The organism is Kutzneria buriramensis, from assembly GCF_003387475.1.
GTDB classification, from domain to species: domain Bacteria; phylum Actinomycetota; class Actinomycetes; order Mycobacteriales; family Pseudonocardiaceae; genus Kutzneria; species Kutzneria buriramensis.
On sequence record NZ_QUNO01000012.1, the window covers coordinates 1 to 16,427 of the forward strand.

The 16,427-nt window shown below is 69.4% G+C and carries 18 protein-coding genes; 11 read left to right on the plus strand and 7 right to left on the minus strand.

Annotated elements, in window-relative coordinates; translation table 11 throughout:
* Positions 1 to 120 precede the first annotated feature (120 nt).
* On the minus strand, positions 121 to 615 hold the full coding sequence (locus BCF44_RS55810; RefSeq protein ID WP_170217852.1) for a hypothetical protein: 495 nt from the start codon (positions 613 to 615) through the stop codon (positions 121 to 123).
* 67 nt (positions 616 to 682) lie between these two features.
* On the minus strand, positions 683 to 2,608 hold the full coding sequence (pabB, locus tag BCF44_RS31750; protein WP_116178126.1) for an aminodeoxychorismate synthase component I: 1,926 nt from the start codon (positions 2,606 to 2,608) through the stop codon (positions 683 to 685).
* Positions 2,609 to 2,811: 203 nt separating this feature from the next.
* Here pabB and BCF44_RS31755 point away from each other — a divergent pair, with 203 nt between their 5' ends.
* From BCF44_RS31755 to BCF44_RS31800, 10 genes are read left to right on the plus strand one after another with little or no spacing between them, the layout of a single operon-like run.
* Positions 2,812 to 3,561 carry an MlaE family ABC transporter permease gene (locus tag BCF44_RS31755; RefSeq protein ID WP_211353307.1) on the plus strand — a complete coding sequence of 250 codons (750 nt, stop codon included), beginning with the start codon at positions 2,812 to 2,814 and terminating at the stop codon, positions 3,559 to 3,561.
* A 2-nt stretch (positions 3,562 to 3,563) separates the two neighbouring features.
* Positions 3,564 to 4,352, plus strand: a complete 789-nt coding sequence (locus BCF44_RS31760) for an ABC transporter permease (RefSeq protein WP_116178128.1) — start codon at positions 3,564 to 3,566, stop codon at positions 4,350 to 4,352.
* Positions 4,349 to 5,359, plus strand: coding sequence for an MCE family protein (locus BCF44_RS31765; protein WP_116178129.1), 1,011 nt, complete (start codon positions 4,349 to 4,351; stop codon positions 5,357 to 5,359). The genes BCF44_RS31760 and BCF44_RS31765 overlap by 4 nt, the downstream gene beginning before the upstream one ends.
* Complete coding sequence (locus tag BCF44_RS31770) at positions 5,356 to 6,330, plus strand: MCE family protein (RefSeq protein WP_170217853.1); 975 nt, start codon at positions 5,356 to 5,358, stop codon at positions 6,328 to 6,330. Before BCF44_RS31765 ends, BCF44_RS31770 begins: the two co-directional genes overlap by 4 nt.
* A 7-nt stretch (positions 6,331 to 6,337) precedes the next feature.
* Positions 6,338 to 7,318 carry an MCE family protein gene (locus BCF44_RS31775; protein ID WP_116178131.1) on the plus strand — a complete coding sequence of 327 codons (981 nt, stop codon included), beginning with the start codon at positions 6,338 to 6,340 and terminating at the stop codon, positions 7,316 to 7,318.
* Positions 7,315 to 8,403 carry an MCE family protein gene (locus BCF44_RS31780; protein ID WP_116178132.1) on the plus strand — a complete coding sequence of 363 codons (1,089 nt, stop codon included), beginning with the start codon at positions 7,315 to 7,317 and terminating at the stop codon, positions 8,401 to 8,403. Before BCF44_RS31775 ends, BCF44_RS31780 begins: the two co-directional genes overlap by 4 nt.
* On the plus strand, positions 8,400 to 9,344 hold the full coding sequence (locus tag BCF44_RS31785) for an MCE family protein (RefSeq protein WP_116178133.1): 945 nt from the start codon (positions 8,400 to 8,402) through the stop codon (positions 9,342 to 9,344). Before BCF44_RS31780 ends, BCF44_RS31785 begins: the two co-directional genes overlap by 4 nt.
* The gene (locus tag BCF44_RS31790) at positions 9,344 to 10,510 is read left to right on the plus strand and encodes an MCE family protein (protein ID WP_116178134.1); all 1,167 of its coding nucleotides are present in this window, start codon (positions 9,344 to 9,346) and stop codon (positions 10,508 to 10,510) included. Before BCF44_RS31785 ends, BCF44_RS31790 begins: the two co-directional genes overlap by 1 nt.
* On the plus strand, positions 10,486 to 10,995 hold the full coding sequence (locus BCF44_RS31795; RefSeq protein ID WP_147328707.1) for a hypothetical protein: 510 nt from the start codon (positions 10,486 to 10,488) through the stop codon (positions 10,993 to 10,995). Before BCF44_RS31790 ends, BCF44_RS31795 begins: the two co-directional genes overlap by 25 nt.
* 5 nt (positions 10,996 to 11,000) lie before the next feature.
* The gene (locus tag BCF44_RS31800; protein ID WP_147328708.1) at positions 11,001 to 11,465 is read left to right on the plus strand and encodes a twin-arginine translocation pathway signal; all 465 of its coding nucleotides are present in this window, start codon (positions 11,001 to 11,003) and stop codon (positions 11,463 to 11,465) included.
* A gap of 3 nt (positions 11,466 to 11,468) precedes the next feature.
* Here the strand turns inward: BCF44_RS31800 and BCF44_RS31805 are convergent, their stop codons facing one another.
* The 5 genes from BCF44_RS31805 to BCF44_RS31835 form a co-directional block, all read right to left on the minus strand.
* Positions 11,469 to 12,251 (minus strand): ESX secretion-associated protein EspG, encoded by a 783-nt coding sequence (locus BCF44_RS31805; protein ID WP_170217854.1) that lies wholly within the window; start codon positions 12,249 to 12,251, stop codon positions 11,469 to 11,471.
* Positions 12,252 to 12,273: 22 nt separating this feature from the next.
* Entirely contained in the window at positions 12,274 to 13,566 is a 1,293-nt protein-coding gene (locus BCF44_RS58665; protein ID WP_170217855.1) for a WXG100 family type VII secretion target, read from the minus strand.
* A gap of 4 nt (positions 13,567 to 13,570) precedes the next feature.
* Positions 13,571 to 14,143: a DUF3558 family protein gene (locus BCF44_RS31825; protein ID WP_170217856.1), complete on the minus strand. Its 573-nt coding sequence runs from the start codon at positions 14,141 to 14,143 to the stop codon at positions 13,571 to 13,573.
* Between the two features lie 27 nt (positions 14,144 to 14,170).
* Entirely contained in the window at positions 14,171 to 14,485 is a 315-nt protein-coding gene (locus tag BCF44_RS31830; protein ID WP_116178140.1) for a PE domain-containing protein, read from the minus strand.
* A 173-nt stretch (positions 14,486 to 14,658) separates the two neighbouring features.
* Positions 14,659 to 15,831, minus strand: a complete 1,173-nt coding sequence (locus tag BCF44_RS31835; protein WP_116178141.1) for a multidrug effflux MFS transporter — start codon at positions 15,829 to 15,831, stop codon at positions 14,659 to 14,661.
* A 44-nt stretch (positions 15,832 to 15,875) separates the two neighbouring features.
* Between BCF44_RS31835 and BCF44_RS31840 the strand changes: the two genes are divergently transcribed.
* Positions 15,876 to 16,364: a GNAT family N-acetyltransferase gene (locus BCF44_RS31840; RefSeq protein ID WP_116178142.1), complete on the plus strand. Its 489-nt coding sequence runs from the start codon at positions 15,876 to 15,878 to the stop codon at positions 16,362 to 16,364.
* Positions 16,365 to 16,427 lie beyond the last annotated feature (63 nt).

A 16,427-nucleotide genomic window follows, 5' to 3' on the forward strand; every position in this document is an offset into this window, starting at 1 on the left:
AGGACCTGGACGGAGCGGGCAAGAGGGGGACGTCCGGTCTGCACAACACACCACCTGACTCAGACGGGGTGTTGCAACAACCACCTGACTTCAAGCGTCCTTCCCTGCATGCCGGAGTCGTCAGGCCGCAGCCGGGGCGGGGCCGTGGTCGGCCGGGCCGCTTCCACCGGTGCCGCCCGAGCCGCCGCTGTCGCTGTCGCCGCCGCCCCCGCCCCCGCCGAGCAGGCCGCTGAGCAGGTGGGACAGCGAGTCGAGCAGGCCGCTGACCAGGCTGCCGACGGAGTCGAGGATGCCGCTGCGCGGCTGCGGGGCGGTCAGCGCGGCGGCGAGCTGGGCCTGCTGCGCCTCGGCGCGGTTCAGGTACATGGCGGTTTCGGGGCTGAGGCTGTCGCGGTCGCTGCCGCCGCGCACGGCGGCGAGCACGGGGCCGAGGTCGGTGACGGCGGCGCGCACGGCGTCGACGTCCTTGGCCTGCCAGGCCGCCGCCAGGCGGTCGCGGCCCTGCTGAACCTGCTGGACCAGCGTCGGGGTGCTGGCCTGGGCGACGCCGCCGGTGACGCCGAGCACGGCGGCGACCAGTGTGGCGGCGATGATCCCGACAAACGTCTTGGGCATCGTTGACCTCTGGGGGTGTCGGAACAGGACGCCCAATAGTTGACCCGCGAAGCACTTTCCGCGCGTTCTAGATCACCCGATCGGGGAACTCCTCCTGGAACAGGCCCAGCAAAGGCGTTGCCTTGACGGCGGTTTCCTCGTACTCACCGTCCGGATCGGACAGTGCGACGACCGCGCCGCCGACGCCGTAGTCGACCCGGCCGGGCGTCACGACGGCGGTGCGGATCACCACGCTGAGGTCGACGGCGCCGCTCAGCGAGAAGTACCCCAGTGCCCCGGAGTACACGCCGCGAGCGGCGCCCTCCAGCCGGTCGATGATCCGCATGGTGCGGATCTTGGGCGCCCCGGTCATGGATCCGGGCGGGAAAGCAGATCGCACGCAGTCGACGGGCGAGGCGTCGGGGCGCAGCCGGGCGGTGATCGTCGACACGAGTTGGTGCACGGTCGCATAGCTCTCGACGTCGAACAGCTTCGGCACCCGCACACTGCCGACCTCGGCGACCCGGGCCAGGTCGTTGCGCACGAGATCGACGATCATCAGGCTCTCGGAGCGGTCCTTCTCGCTGGTGCGAAGCTCTTCCCGCAACTCGGCGTCCCGGCCAGGGGTTGTGCCGCGTGGGCGCGTTCCCTTGATCGGCTTGGACTCGACGACGCCGTGCCGGTCGATGCGCAGAAAGCGTTCCGGTGACGTGCTGAGCACGTGCAGGTCGCCGAACTTCAGCAGCGCGCCGAACGGCGCGGGGCTGGTATGCCGCAGGAATCGGTAGGCCTGCCAGGGATCGACGTCGGCGTCGACGGTGATCTTGTTGGTGAGGTTGACCTCGTACGTCTCGCCCTCGACGATCGCCTGCTGGCAGGCGGTGATCGCGTCGAGGTACCGCTCCCGGTCGTCCCGCAACGAGATGCTCGCCGACCCATGAGCCGCCGGCGGTGCTGTGTCCACATTGGATACAGAATCCAGTATTGACAGGTTCGTGGGATCGAGGGCGAGCACGTAGGTTGTGTTCTCCTCGTGATCGAACACCACCGCGTGGTCGGCGAACATCATGGCGGCGTCGGGATACGGCGACCGGTGCGCCGCGTCCCCGCCGCACTCCGACTTCAGCTCGTAGCCGAGATAACCCACCCACCCCAGGGTGAAGTCGAACGGCGCATCTGCGGTCGCCGTGACGGTGTCGAGCTCGTCGGACAGCCAGTCGAAGAACGGGCCGTCTGCGGCGGTGACGCACCGCGAGGCCGAGCCCATGATCGAGAACCGGTCGATCCCGTTGCTGTCCAACCAGAACGCGTAATGGGCGGTCCGGAAAAGCTGATCGAACACGGCTTCCGGCTCGTGCGTGGTCGGCATTCGCCGCACGTGCACGGTGACCGGCTCAGGCTTCGCTCGTGGGGCGCTGGTGCTGATCACCGGGCGCGAGCGCGTCGGCGTGAGGTCGGTGAAGTTGCGCAGCAGCCGGTGCCCGTGCTCGGTGCGGACGGATTCGGGGTGGAACTGCACGCCGTACAACGGCTTCGTCCGGTGCTGGAGTCCCATGAGGACACCGTCCGGCGTCCACGCCGTGGCCTCCAACGCATCCGGCAGATCGGTGACGGTGAGCGAGTGGTACCGCACAGCCCGGAACGGCGACGGCAGCCCGGCGAACAACCCGGTGCCGTCGTGCTCGACGGGCGAGGTCCGCCCGTGCCGCGGCTCGTCGGCCCGCCGCACCTTCGCGCCGTGCAGGTGCGCGATCGCCTGGTGGCCAAGGCAGACGCCGAGCAGCGGCAGGTCGCAGCGGGCGATCAGTTCCCGGGCGAACCCCAGGTCGGCGTCGTGCTCCGGTGTGCCGGGGCCGGGCGACACCACGACGTTGTCGAACTCGGCGAGCAGGCCGGGTGCCAGCGCCGGGTCGTCGTTGCGCAGCACGGTCGGCGCGCACCCGGTGACCTCGGCCAGGTAGTGGGCCAGGTTGTGGGTGAACGAGTCGTAGTTGTCGACCAGCAGCGTGCGCACGCGGCGACGGTAACCGACGGGACCGGCCCCGGGTACTCGTTGTGCGCCACCGAACGGCGGTTACCCGGCGGTCGAATGACCGTTCACCACTTCGAGCGATCGGGCCACCGCAAAGCGTCAAGGAAATACCCGCCGAAGACTGAACACCACTCACCAATTCGGGGCTGGGGTATACAAGTCGACGGCCTCGGAAGGGAGGCGCCGTGCCGTTGCGCAAACCGGCCGCCGCGATCGGCGGTTTCTACGCCACCTCGCTCGACTCGGTCCGGTTCGCCTTCCGCCGCCCCTTTCAGACCCGCGAATTCCTCCGCCAGTCCTGGTTCATCGCCGGCGTCTGCCTCGCGCCGACCCTGCTGATGTCCATCCCGTTCTGCGTCATCACCGTGTTCCAGCTCAACCAGCTGCTGATCGAGCTCGGCGGCGCCGACCTGTCCGGCGCGGGCGCCGGCCTCGGCGTCGTGCGGGAGATCGCGCCGCTGGTCAGCGCCCTGGTGGTGGCCGGCTCCGGGGCCACCGCGATCTGCGCCGACCTCGGTGCGCGCCGGATCCGCGAGGAGATCGACGCCGTCCGCGCGCTGGGCCTGCACCCCGTGCACCGCCTGGTGGTGCCGCGCGTGCTGGCCGCCACCGTCGTCGCGCTGTGCCTCAACGGCATGGTGACGCTGGTCGGCCTGCTCGCCGGCTACGTCTTCTCGGTGTACGTGCAGCACGCCAGCCCGGGCCTGTTCATGGCCAACCTGACGCTGCTCGCCGGGCCGAAGGACTTCGCCGTCAGCGAGTTCAAGAGCGCCGTGTTCGGGCTGTTGGCCGGCCTGGTCGCGTGCCATCTCGGATTGAACGCCAAGGGCGGTCCGAAAGGCGTCGGCGATGCCGTCAACCAGACCGTGGTGTGCGGTTTCCTGCTGCTGTTCCTGGCCAACAGCCTCATCACCGCGCTATTCCTGAGGAGCTGACGATGCTGCGATCGATCGGCCGCCAACTGGAATTCCACGGCCGCGTGTACGCGGAACTGCCGAGCGCCGCGCGCAAGTACCGGCGGGAGGTGTTCCGCCTGCTCGCCGAGACCAGCATGGGCACCGGCGGGCTCGCCGTGATCGGCGGCACCGCGGCGGTTGTGGCGTTCATGACAGCGGCCGTCGGCGTCGAGGTCGGCCTCCAGGGCTACGCGGCGCTGTCCGACATCGGCGCGGGAGCGCTCTCGGGGTTCCTGTCCTCGTACGCCAACACGCGCGAGGCCGCGCCGCTGATCGCCGGCATCGCCCTGACCGCCACCGTCGGCGCCGGCTTCACCGCGCAGCTCGGGGCGATGCGGGTCAGCGAGGAGATCGACGCCCTGGAGGTGATGGCCATCCCGTCGCTGCCGTTCCTGGTGAGCACCCGGATCGTCGCCGGGCTGCTGGCCATCGTGCCGCTGTTCGCGCTGGCCGTGCTGACGTCGTTCACCGCCACCAAGCTCGTCGTCACCGTCGGCTTCGGCCAGCCCAGCGGCACCTACCAGCACTACTTCGACATCTTCCTCAACCCGGCGGACCTGTTCTGGGCGTTCCTCAAGGCGCTCCTGATGTCGGTGGTGGTCATGTCGGTGCACTGCTACCACGGCTTCACCGCCCGCGGCGGGCCCGCCGGCGTGGGCATCGCCGTCGGCAAGGCCGTCCGGACGTCGCTGGTCGCGGTGCTGCTGGTGGACATGGCCGTGGACTTCAGCGTCTTCGGCAGCGCCTCGACCGTGCACATCGCCGGATGAACCGGCACACGGCGTTGGGAGCCGCGTTCGTCGTCGCCCTGCTGGCGGCGTCGGCGCTGGTCGCCGCGCAGTTCGAGGGCGCGCTGGACCGGGTCGTGCCGATCACCGTGCGGGCCTCCCGGGCGGGGTTGCTGATGGATCGGGGTGCGGAGGTCAAGGTCCTCGGCGTCACCGTCGGCACGGTTCGCACCGTTGCTCCCACTGCTGACGGGGCCGAGCTCGGTGTCGGGCTCTTCCCGTCGATGGCGGACAAGGTGCCGGCAGACGTCACCGCTCAGGTCGTGCCGCTGACGATCTTCGGTGCCAAGTACGTCGAGCTCGTTCGGCCGGCTGCACCGTCGCCGCCGATCAGGGCCGGGGCGGTGATCGGCGGCAGCCGGGTCGCCGTCGAGATCAACGAGACGTTCGAGCACCTGCTGGGGCAGTTGAACGCCATCGAGCCGAGCCGGTTCGACCTGGCGCTGAGCGCCGTCGCCGATGCCCTGCAGGGCAACGGGGACCGGCTCGGCCGGCTCGCCGTCGACCTCGACGGCTACCTCGGCAAGATCAACCCCAGCCTGCCGGCACTGGCCGACGACCTGGCCAAGGCGCCGCCGGTGCTCGACACGTACGCGGCGGTGACGCCGGACGTGATCCGTATCGGTGACAACCTCGGGGCCACCGGCGACACCCTGGCCGCGACGCAGCTGGGCACGTTCCTGTTGTCGCTGACCAAGTTCGGCAACCAGAGTGCGGAGTTCCTCGGGCACATCGACCAGCCGCTCGCCGACGCCCTGCAGATCAGCCGTCCGACTGCTGGGCTGCTGGCCGACTACTCGACGATGTTCCCCTGCCTGTTCCAGGGGCTCGACCTGAACCGACAGTTGTTGAGCCGCGACCAGGACAGCGGCCTGCACGTCGACGTGGCCGTCGGACCTGGCGCGCGGCCGTACCGGTATCCGCAGGACCTGCCGCAGATCCAGCCCGGCACCGGGCCCAGCTGCCACGGGATGGTGGGGCGCCGGTGAAGTTCCTCGTCTTCTTACTCGTCAGCATCGCCGCCGCCACGCTGGTCGGGTTCACGCTGTCCGGCCGCTCACCGGGCGGGCCGTCCGACGAGTACCGGGCGATCTTCGCCGACGTCTCCAATCTCGTCGCCGGCGATGAGGTTCGGGCCGCCGGCATCCGGGTCGGCACCGTCGAGCGACTGTCCATAACGGACGGAAATCGGGTCGAGGTCGCCTTCTCCGCACAGCGGACCGTCGACCTGACCACCGGCACGCATGTGGCCGTGAAGTACAAGAACCTGGTCGGCGACCGGTTCCTGGAGCTGACCGCCGGCGACGGCCCCAGGCTGCCGCCGGACGGCACGATCCCGGTCGGCCAGACCGCGCCGGCGCTCGACCTGGACGCGTTGTTCAACGGCTTCAAGCCGCTGCTCGCCGCGCTGTCGCCGGACCAGGTCAACACCGTGTCCGGCGAGCTGGTGACCGTGTTGCAGGGCGAAGGTGGCACCCTCGACGCGTTGCTGGCCTCGCTGGCGTCGGTCACGTCCACACTGGCCGACCGGGACCAGGTCATCGGCGACGTGATCACCAACCTGAACTCCGCGCTGGGCAGGGTGAACACCGGCGAGCTCGGCCAGCTGATCACGCAGTTGCAGCAGCTGGTGAGAGGTCTCGACGCGGACCGGGACCAGATCGGCGACGCCGTCACGCACATCGACGCGCTGACCGGCCAGACGGCCGCGCTGCTCGACGTGATCCGGCCGCCGCTGCACGACGACATCGGCCGGCTCGGCCGGTTGGCGAACACGGTGAACGCCAACAAGGACAGCCTGACCGCCGCGCTCGCCGCGCTACCGGACGCCTACCAGCGGCTGAGCCGGGGAGCCGCCTGGGGCGGCTACATCAACGTCTACCTGTGCGGTCTCGGCGTCAAGCTCGCGGACCCGATCGCCCTGCGCAGCGGAATCGCCCGCTGCCTGCCGACGAAGTGAGGACGGCGTGACAAGAACCTTCGCCGAACGAGATCCGGTCAAGGTGGGCGTGGTCGGGACCGCCGTGCTGGTGGCGATCGTGGTCGGCGCGTTCCTCGTGCCGGCGATCGGGGGCCGTCGGTTCGTCGCCGAGTTCGCCGAGGTGGGCGGCCTCGGCGGTGGCGATCCGGTGGTGGTGTCCGGCCTTCGGGTCGGGGCCGTCGACGGCGTTGCGCTGCAAGGCGATCGCGTCGATGTCACCTTCTCGGTGACGGATCCGAAGATCCAGCTCGGCGACAGCACGCGTGCCGCGATCAAGGCCGAGACCGCCCTGGGGCGCAAGGAACTCGCGCTGACCCCGGCCGGCGGCGGCGAGCTGCACCGCATCCCGCTGTCCCGGACGACCGTGCCCTACGACGTCACCGATGCGTTGTCGGACGTGACCACCCAAGTGTCAGAACTGGACACCGACAAGGTTTCCGGCGCGCTGGACACCCTGTCGACCACGTTCCAGGACACGTCGCCGCAGGTGAAGTCCGTGCTGGACGGCCTGAGTCGGCTGTCGGAGACCGTTAACTCGCGGGACGCGGCGCTGCGGGAGCTTCTGGTGCACGCCGACGACGTCAGCGGCGTGTTGGCCCAGCGCGACGGCGAGCTGGTGAAGATCTTCGCGCAGGGCTCGTCGCTGCTGGCCACACTGAACCAGCGCAGCGCGGCCATCCAGTCCCTGCTGACCAACTCCGTCGCCGTGTCCGACGAGCTGAGCGGCCTGGTGCAGGACAACAAGGCGCAGCTGGATCCGTCGTTGAAGCAGTTGGACGACTTGCTCACTGTGCTCCAGCAGAACCGCGACCACCTGAACCAGGTGCTCGACCGGTCCGGGCCGCTGGTCCGTGAACTGGGTGAGGCCGTCGGGTCCGGGCCGTTCGTGGACACCCAGGTCGGCAACCTCGTGCCCACCAACCTGGTGCCGCTGCTGCCCGAACTGCTGGCCAGGGGAGGAAAGTGAACCTGCACCGGCTGACCGTCGCCGCCGTTGTCCTGGCCCTGCTGGCCTCGACGGCGTACGTGGTGCTGAACCCGGGCGGTCGGCGCACCGCCACGCTGGAATTCGCGCGCGCCGTCAACCTGCATCCCGGCGACGACGTGCGGGTGCTGGGGGTGCGGATCGGTGAGGTCACGTCGGTGCGCCCGGACGGTGATCACGTCGCCGTCGGCATCGGGTACGACCGGGCGGTTCCCCTTGGCGCGAAGGCGGTCATCGTCACGCCGAGCGTGATCAGCGGGCGATTCGTGCAGCTCACGCCGGCGTACACGAGCGGGCCGGAGCTGCCCGACGGCGCAACGATTCCTGCTGGCCGTACCGCGGTGCCGGTGGAGTGGGACCAGCTCAAGGACCAGCTGACCCGACTGTCCACCGCGCTGGCCAAGAACGGCTCGCTGCCGAAGGCGATCGACACCGCCGCGGCGAACCTGCAAGGCAACGGCGGCTCCATCCGTCAGACGATTTCCGACCTCGCCAAGGCGACCGGCACGCTTGCCGCTGGCAGCCACGACCTGTTCGCCACCGTCAACAACCTCCAGGTGTTGGTCACCGCGCTGAACGGTGCCGACGCTCAGATCCGCGAGTTCAGCGGTCAGCTGGCGGCGATCGCGAAGCTGTTGGACGACAACAAGGCCCAGCTGGCGGCCGCGCTGACCGCGCTCGATCGCGCCACCGCCGAGGTCGCCGACTTCGTCGCGCACAACCGGGACCGGCTCGGCGCCACCGTCGGGCAGCTCGCCGACGTCACGAAGATCATCGCCGACGAGCGGGCCCAACTGGCCGAGATCCTGCACCAGGCGCCGACCACCTTGACCGACGTCCTGGCCGTGTTCGACCCGGGCACCGGCCGGCTCCAGGCCCGGCTCGCGATCAACAACACCCAGGACCTCGCCGGCTTCACCTGCGCCACCCTGTTCTCCCTGGGCGGCACCCCCGACCAGTGCCGGCAGACGCTGGATCCGTTGCTGCACATGCTGAACATGCCCACGGTCCCGATCGCGCTGAATCCGCCGAACCTGCCCACGCTGCTGCTCGGCGGTGGCCGATGAGGATCCTGCTCGCGGTCGCCTGCCTGCTCGCTCTGACGGCCTGCTCGCGCGATGTGTACGTGGTGCAGGCGGAGCTCAGCAATGTCGCCAACCTGGTGCCGAACTCTGAGGTGAAGGTCGACGATGTCACCGTCGGCCGGGTCAGCGACATGGAGCTGGACGGCTGGCACGCGCGGCTGACCTTGGAGTTGGACAACGGCGTGCGTTTGCCGGCAAACGCCACCGCCAAGGTCGGCCAGAAGAGTCTGCTGGGGGCCGAATACGTCGAGCTCGACCGCCCGTCCGACGCCACGGGCGTGCTGCGGCCGGGCGATGTCATTCCCCTCACCCGCACCGATCGCTACCCGGAGACCGAGGAACTGCTGGCCGGATTGTCCCTGTGGCTCAACGGCGGCGGCCTCCAGAACCTGCGGACGATCTACACCGAGGTGGACAAGGCCCTGGGCGGCCGCGAGCAAATCACGCGTGACCTGCTGGACAAGCTGCGCACCTTCGCCACGACCATCGACCAGCAGAAGAACGCGATCGTCGCCACCGTCGACGCGCTGGACGGCCTGAGCAAACCCCTTGCCGCACAGCGGGATCAGCTCGCGCAGGCCCTCGACCACGTCACACCCGGAGTCACGCTCCTGAACCAGCAACGGACGAACCTGACCACCGCCCTGTCGGCGCTGACCTCGTTCTCCACCGTCGCCACCCGGGTGATCAATCGCACCCAGGACGATCTCACCGCCGATCTCGCCGACCTGCGGCCGATCCTGGCCAATCTCGTCGCCGCCGGCGACTCGCTGCCGCGCTCGCTCGACGTCGCCGGCACGCTGCTGTTTCCGTTGTCCACCTTCAAGAACAGCTTCCGCGGCGACTTCGTCAACGTGTACGCGTCGGTCGATCTCTCCTTGCAGGCGGTCAATCCGCTGCTGGCGCCCCTGGGCGGGCGCTGATGTTCAGCCGCCTGGTCCGTATCCAGCTCGCCGCGTTCTCGGCGCTGACGATCTTCGCCGTATCGGTGGTCGTCGTCGACTACCTCGGCTTCGGCGTCGGGAAGTACACCGTGACCGCCGACTTCGCCGACGCTTCCGGGCTGTACAGCGGCGCGGAGGTCACCTATCTCGGCGTTCAGGTCGGCAGGGTCGCGTCGATGGACCTCGGTGTGGACGGGGTGCGGGTCTCGCTGTCGCTGGACTCACGGGTGCCGGCCTCGTTGCGTGCGGAGATCCACAGCACCTCCGCGATCGGTGAGCAGTACGTGGACCTCTCGCCTGTCGGCGACACGTCCCGAACGGCCGTCGACGGCACTTCCATTCCCCAGAGCCGAACCCGCGCGATGACACCGACCGAAGCCCTCTTGTCCAGTGTGGACTCCTTGGCGCAGGCCGTGCCCACCGATCGGCTCCGGACCGTGCTGACCGAGGTCACCACCGCGTTTCAGGGCTCGCACGACGACCTCCGTCAGCTCCTCGACCAGGCGTCGCTGCTCGTGCACGACGCCACCGCCGACGCCGGTCCCACCGTGAACCTGATCAACCAGCTGGGGCCGTTTCTGGCCACCCAGCACGCCCTCGATGGTCAGATCCGTTCCTACACCAGGGATCTGGCATCGTTCACCGACCAGCTCCGGCTCAGCGGCGACGACCTGCGCCGGCTCGTCGACACCGTGCCGGGCTTCGACGACCAGGTTCTGGGCCTCCAGGACCAGCTGCGGCCGACGCTGCCCATGTTGCTGGGCAACATGATCGCCACCGGCCAGGTCGTCCGCACCTACCTGCCAGGCGTGGAGCAGCTGCTCTCCACCTATCCCGCAACCGTCGCCGTCATCCAGGGCATGTTGCTGCGGCACGGCGGCATCGCCGCCACCCTGCGGCTCAACATCAACGACCCGCCGCCGTGCACCACCGGATTCCTGTCCAATCCGCAGCGGCGGGATCCCAGTGACACCAAGGACATTCCCGCGCCGCGGGACCTGTACTGCAAGGTCACGCCGGCCGATCCCCGGGTCGTGCGCGGTGCGCGGAACACGCCGTGTCTGAACGCGCCCGGTCGGCGGGGCGCCAGCCCCGAGCAATGCCTAGAACAGGAGCCACCATGGCAGAAGTTGCTCGTGAAGTAGTGCCCTGGCGGCGGCGGGCGCTCCAGGCCGCCGGCATGCTGCTGGCCGCCGCGCTCGTCGCCGTCGCGACCCTGCTGCTGGTCAAGCTGAACGACGCCAACGCCGAGGAGGACAGCCGGCAGGCCGCGCTGACGGTCGCCCGGCAGGTCGCCGTCGACCTCACGACCGTGAGCAGGGACAGCGCCCAGCAGAGCGTGAACCGGCTCATGGATGTCGCCACCGGTTCGTTCAAGGACCAGTTCGCCCAGCTGGCCGATACCTTCCGCAAGGTGGTGCAGCAGGCTTCGGTCAGTTCCAAGGGAACCGTCACCGAGGCCGGCGTGAGCACCGTCGACGGCGACACCGTGACCGTGCTGGCGGCCGTCACCGCGACCGTGCAGAACGCCGATGCGCCGAACGGAGAGCAGCGCCAGTACCGGATGAAGATGCAGTTGCAGCGCGACGGGGACCGGTGGCTGGTCTCGGATCTGGAGTTCGTGTCGTGAGGTTCGTGAAATGGATTGCCGCCACCGCGTTGCTCGGCCTGTGCGCCGCGGTCTTCCTGCTCTACCAACGTGTCGAGCAGTCATCCGATGTGGACGCCGCTCGACAGTCCGCAATGGACGCCGTACGGACCCGATTGCCGCAGCTCCTGTCGTACGACTACCACACCCTGGACCGGGACCTGGCCGGCGCGCGGGCCGGCACCACCGGGGCGTTCCGCGACCAGTTCGCCGAACTGTCCACAAAGGTCGTCGCCCCGGCGGCGGCGCGGCAGCAGATCGTCACCAAGACCACCGTCACCGGTGCGTCCGTCGTCAGCGCCGACCCGGATCGCGTTGTGCTGCTGGTGTTCCTGGACCAGGTCACCCAGACCAAGGCCGACCCGTCGTCGCGGATCGACGGCGCGCGGGTGCGCGCCACCTTGCAACGACAGGACGGCCAGTGGCTGGTGTCCGAGCTGACGCCCGTGTGAGGCTCAGACGCGGGCGGTGATCTCGCCGAGCAGTTCGTTCGCGCCGGCCAGCAGCGAGTCCGGGGTGGCGGGACGCACGATCATCCACATCTCCCCGCCCGCGCCGGGTTTCTGCTGGAACAGCCAGCGGCCCGATTCGAAGTCCATGTAGGTCATGGGGTTCGGGCTCTTGCGGTGGCGGCCCATGCCGTCCCGGACCGCGGCGTAGAGCCGGCCGCCGCCCAGCCGGGGCTCCGCCAGCAGGCGTTCCAGCGCCCGCTCCTCCGGGTTGCCCTGGTCGATGCTCGACTGGAGCCAGCTCTGCTGCTCGTCGTCCGAACGGGGCCGCGGTGCGCCGCTACCGACCCGGTCCGCCGCCGCCTGCGAGATGCTGATCGACTGGCCGCGCCCCGGCGGGGCCGGCGGCAGCAGACCCACCGCCGCCTCCGCCAGTCCGTTCGGCGCGATCGGGCGCAGGTGCAGCGCCTGCTCGTCGATCACCGCCAACACCGCCGACCGGCCGTCGCTGGCCGCGACCACGCCGACCGTGACCCGATTGTGGTAGCCGACCCGGCCGTGCAGCTCCAGCGGCGGGCGGGCCAGCAGGGCCATCGTCGCCACCAGGTCCGGGTGCGCCGTCATGCCGTTGGCCATGCCGATGCGGGCCAACTCGTCGAACTGCCGGCGCTCCCAGGCCGCGTAGTCGTCGAGACGGACCGCCGGGAGCGGCACCGCCAGGATGGCGTGCTGCTCCTCGATGCCGGCCCGCTGGCGCACCGCCTCCCACGCGTCCTTCGAGACGCTCACCGGTGCCCTGAGCACTTGTGCCTCAGCCCCCAATCACTCCACCCGGCGGCAGTGTCGCCGGGAGGTCGCCCACGATCTCGTCCTCCTCGCTGACGAGGTAGGCGGCGGACTTGTGCTCGTAGTCGTCTTCCTTCTTGCCGCCGCGGCCCTGGCCGCCCATCATGCCGTTCGCGCCGGCCGCGCCACGGGCCCCCGACATCGCGCCCGGGCCGCCCATGCGGCCCTCTTCCGCCGCGCCGATTCCCGCCGCCGCACCAGCTCCGGGCTTCGCTCCCGCCGCCGCCGCGCCAGCCCCCATCGCGCCCTTGGCACCGCCCATTCCGCCCGCGCCGCCGCCCATGCCCGCGCCGCCGCGGCCGTAACCGCTCCCGCCGCCGCTGGCGTAGTCGCCTCCGCCGCCGAAGCCGCCCGTGGCCGGGAATCCCCCGAACCCGCCTGGGCCGCCGCTGCCGTCGTTGCCGCTACCGCCGCCCATGCCCGGGTAGGGGTAGCCGCCGCCCCCGCCGCCCGGATACCCGCCCGCACCCTGGATGTTCGTCCCGCCACCCGGCTGGTACTGGCCGTTCCCGTTCATGTCCGCGCCGATCGGCCCCGGCTGGTACGCGCCGCCGCCCGGGTTGTTGATGCCCCCCGGCTGGTGCGAGCCCCCGCCCGGGCCGCCTCCCGGCCCGCCCACCTGGTTCGGCGAGTAACCCCCGCCGCCCCCACCGGGTCCGCCGACGTGCCCCGGTCCAGGCCCCACCGGCCCCACCGGTCCGCCCGTGACGGCGATCCCATCGCTGTTCACCTTGTCGTTATCGGAGAACGGGGGGAACGTCTGAACATTCGCGCCACTCGCCTGTGCATACTGCTGGTACGCCGCGTTGTTTGCGTTGTTGATGTCGTTGTTCTTGTCGACCGCGTCGTCATGAGCGGTGTTCCACGGCACCATGTGCTCGTACCAGGGCTCACCCGGAACCGGTACTGTATTATTGATCTTGCTCTGCGCCGTTGTGAACGTGCCAGCCTGGCCAGTGAGCGCGGTAGCCGCCTGCTGCGTCATCGTCTGACCGTCAGCCATCGACTTGATCAGCGGATCGAAGGCGCTGTTCATGCTGTCTGCTGCGGAACCGGTGTAAGTGGTCTTGATCCCAGCGAGCGCCGTGGTGAGTTCCTGCTGATGTTGTGCATACGAAGCGGACAGCTTTTGGAACGCCGAGGCATTGTCGTGGATCTGAGCGTCGCCCTTGACGTTGTTGTGGAACTGGTCATAGAGCGTGCCCTGCCCCACACCGGCCTGACACATAGGCGTGAACGAATATCCGTTGCCACTCATGGAGTCACCCCGACGCCTTGAGGTTGCCGACCAATGTAGTCACAAGCGCCTCGGATGCGGCGCATGTGTTGTTATAGTACTGGGAGCTCGCGTCAGACTGTTCAACCTCGACCTCGACCACCACGTGATCTGCTACGGCGACCGCCGTTGCGCATTTACCCTGCGGCTGGGGCAGCAGGCTGGTGTCGCGTGCGGTGTAACCTTGAATGGGGGCGAGGTTCTTGCTGTAGGGGAAGTTGCTATTGGCGGCAATCATGGCACTGGGTGTCGTATTGGGGTATACGTTTACGGAGACGGCTGCCATGTGGACGTCGGTCGGAAACATGTCGCAACCCGAGTAGTCAGTCTTATTGACGGAGCTGGTGTTTTTTACCTGACCCACATAAGGTGTCAACTGTGCCGCCGTGAGCCCTGTGCACAGGTTCTGCTGAAGTTTGGTGGTATCCAGCGGGTTGGCGACTGCTGTGGAGGTGCCCGCGGTCGCAGTGGTGCTGGACGGAGACGGACCGGCGGTGCCGCCTGTATTGTTGTTGCAGCCGGCGAGGGCCAGGGCGGCGATGCCGCCGAGGATGGTCACGGTGAGCGGAGTCTTCGATCGCACGTGTCAGGCCCTCATAGTGTTGTCGTGTTCGGTCTGCTTGTACTTGTTCACTACATCGGTGACCTTGTCGATCAGCGCGATGAGTTCTTGCTGCTTACCCCGGTTCCAGGTGAAGTGCTGGCCGGCCATCGCGTTGGCCGCGCGGGCCCAGGCGGCGCTGTAGTCATCGTTGCCGGGCGGAAACACCGAAATGTCGCGCCCGGCCTGCATCGCAGTCTCCTGCAGCGCCTGCAGCTGGTTCTGCAATGCATCGATAAACTTCTGGGCATCGTCGAGGTCGATGCTGTAGCCGCCGCCCAGGCTGATCTCCGCCGCCATGGCCCCCGTCCCCGTTCACTCAGTCCAAACGCCCATCCAGGCTAGCCGACCTGTCACGGCCGTGAGGGCGAATCCGCTCGGTGAGGCGATTCAGGCCCACCCCGCCGTGACCGAGGTGACTCTCCGTCGTCGACAGGCTCTGACGTGGGGCGGGCGCGGGTGGTTCCAGGCAATCAGGTGACGGCGGCGGCGACGGTGGCGCGGGCGCGGGTGAGCAGGAGGAACGCGGACAGGGCGGCGACGGCTACGGCGGTCATGACGACGCCCATGGAGACAGCGGTGCTGGCGAGGGGTGCGGCGACGCCGCCGACGAGGAACTGGAAGGTGCCGAGCAAGGCCGAGGCGTTGCCGGCTTTGTCGGGGTGGTCGCTCATGGCCAACGCGGTGGCGTTGGGGAAGACCATGCCGACGGCCCCGGCCAGGACGAACAGCGCCGGCAGCACCCCGGGCAGCCCGACGCCGGCGAGCACCGAGACCAGCAGCGCCACCGCCCCGAACACGGTGCCGGCCAGGCCTACCGCGAGGAGGCGGCGAGGGGAGAAGCGGCCGAGGAGCCAGCTGTTGACCTGGCTGGCGCCCATGATGGCCAGCGAATTGACGCCGAACACGACGCTGAACAGCGTGGCGGAGAGGCCGTAGGTGGTCTGGAGCTCGAAGGACGAGCCGGAGATGTAGGAGAACAGTGCGGCGAAGGCCAAGGCGCAGGACAGGGAGTAGCCGAGGAAGACGCGGTCGGCGAGCAACCCGACGATGGACAGGCTCCCCGGTCGGCGGCGCGAAACCGGCAGGGACTCCTTGAGCGAGAGGGTGCACGTGACGAGCAGCAGCAGGCCGATGGCGGCGAGCACGACGAAGACGCCACGCCAGGTGGTCCAGTGCAGGATGACGGCGCCGAGGGCAGGCGCGACGACGGGGCCGAGGCTGTTGACGAGCATGAGCAGCGAGAAGAACCTGGCCAGCTCGCCGCCCTCGAAGAGGTCCCGGGCGACGGCGCGGGAAATGACGATGCCGGCGGCGCCGCCCATGCCCTGCACCAGCCGCAGCACGGTGAGCGTGATCGCGGACGGGGCGAAGATGCACGCGGCCGACGCGACGAGGTAGATCGCGAGCCCGACGAGCAGTGGCCCGCGCCGGCCGAGCCGGTCGGACAGCGGCCCGGGGATCAGCTGCCCGACGGCGAGCCCGATGGTGCACGCGGTCAGCGTGAGCTGGATGTCGGACGGCGTCGCGGTCAGCTCGCGCGCCATCGCCGGAAAGGCCGGCAGGTACATGTCGATGGACAGCGGCGCGAACGCCGACAGGCTGCCCAGCACGACCGCCAGCCCGGTGGTCCTCGCCTTGGTCACAACTCGTGAGGATACGTCGCCCGTTTGGGGTAACGTCGGCTCTCATGATGGCCGTCACGCCGATGTTGCCCGTCCATGCGGACGCCGTGTTGGCGATCTACCAGCAGGGCATCGACGGCGGCGACGCCACCTTCGCGACGACCGCCCCCAGCTGGGCGGACTTCGACTCCGGGCATCTGCCGGACCATCGGTTCGTGGCCGTCGACGGCGACCGCGTGCTCGGCTGGGTCGCGTGCTCGCCGACGTCGAAGCGCGCGGTGTACGCCGGCGTCGTGGAGGAGAGCGTCTACGTCCACCCGGACGGCCGCGGGCAGGGCGTCGGCCGGGGCCTGCTGAGCAGTGTGATCGCCAGCACGGAGGCGGCCGGCATCTGGACGCTGCGGGCCGGCATCTTCCCGGAGAACACGGCCAGCCTCGCCCTGCACGAGAAGGCCGGCTTCCGCGTGATCGGCGTGACCGAGCGGGTCGGGCGCTTCCACGACGGCCGCTGGCGCGACGTCGTGTTGCTGGAGCGGCGCAGCGCGCTGGTCTGACCGTCCGATGTGGATTGTCGTGCCGCGGGCATGACATCTGTCGTGGGCTCGCCGTCGACACCG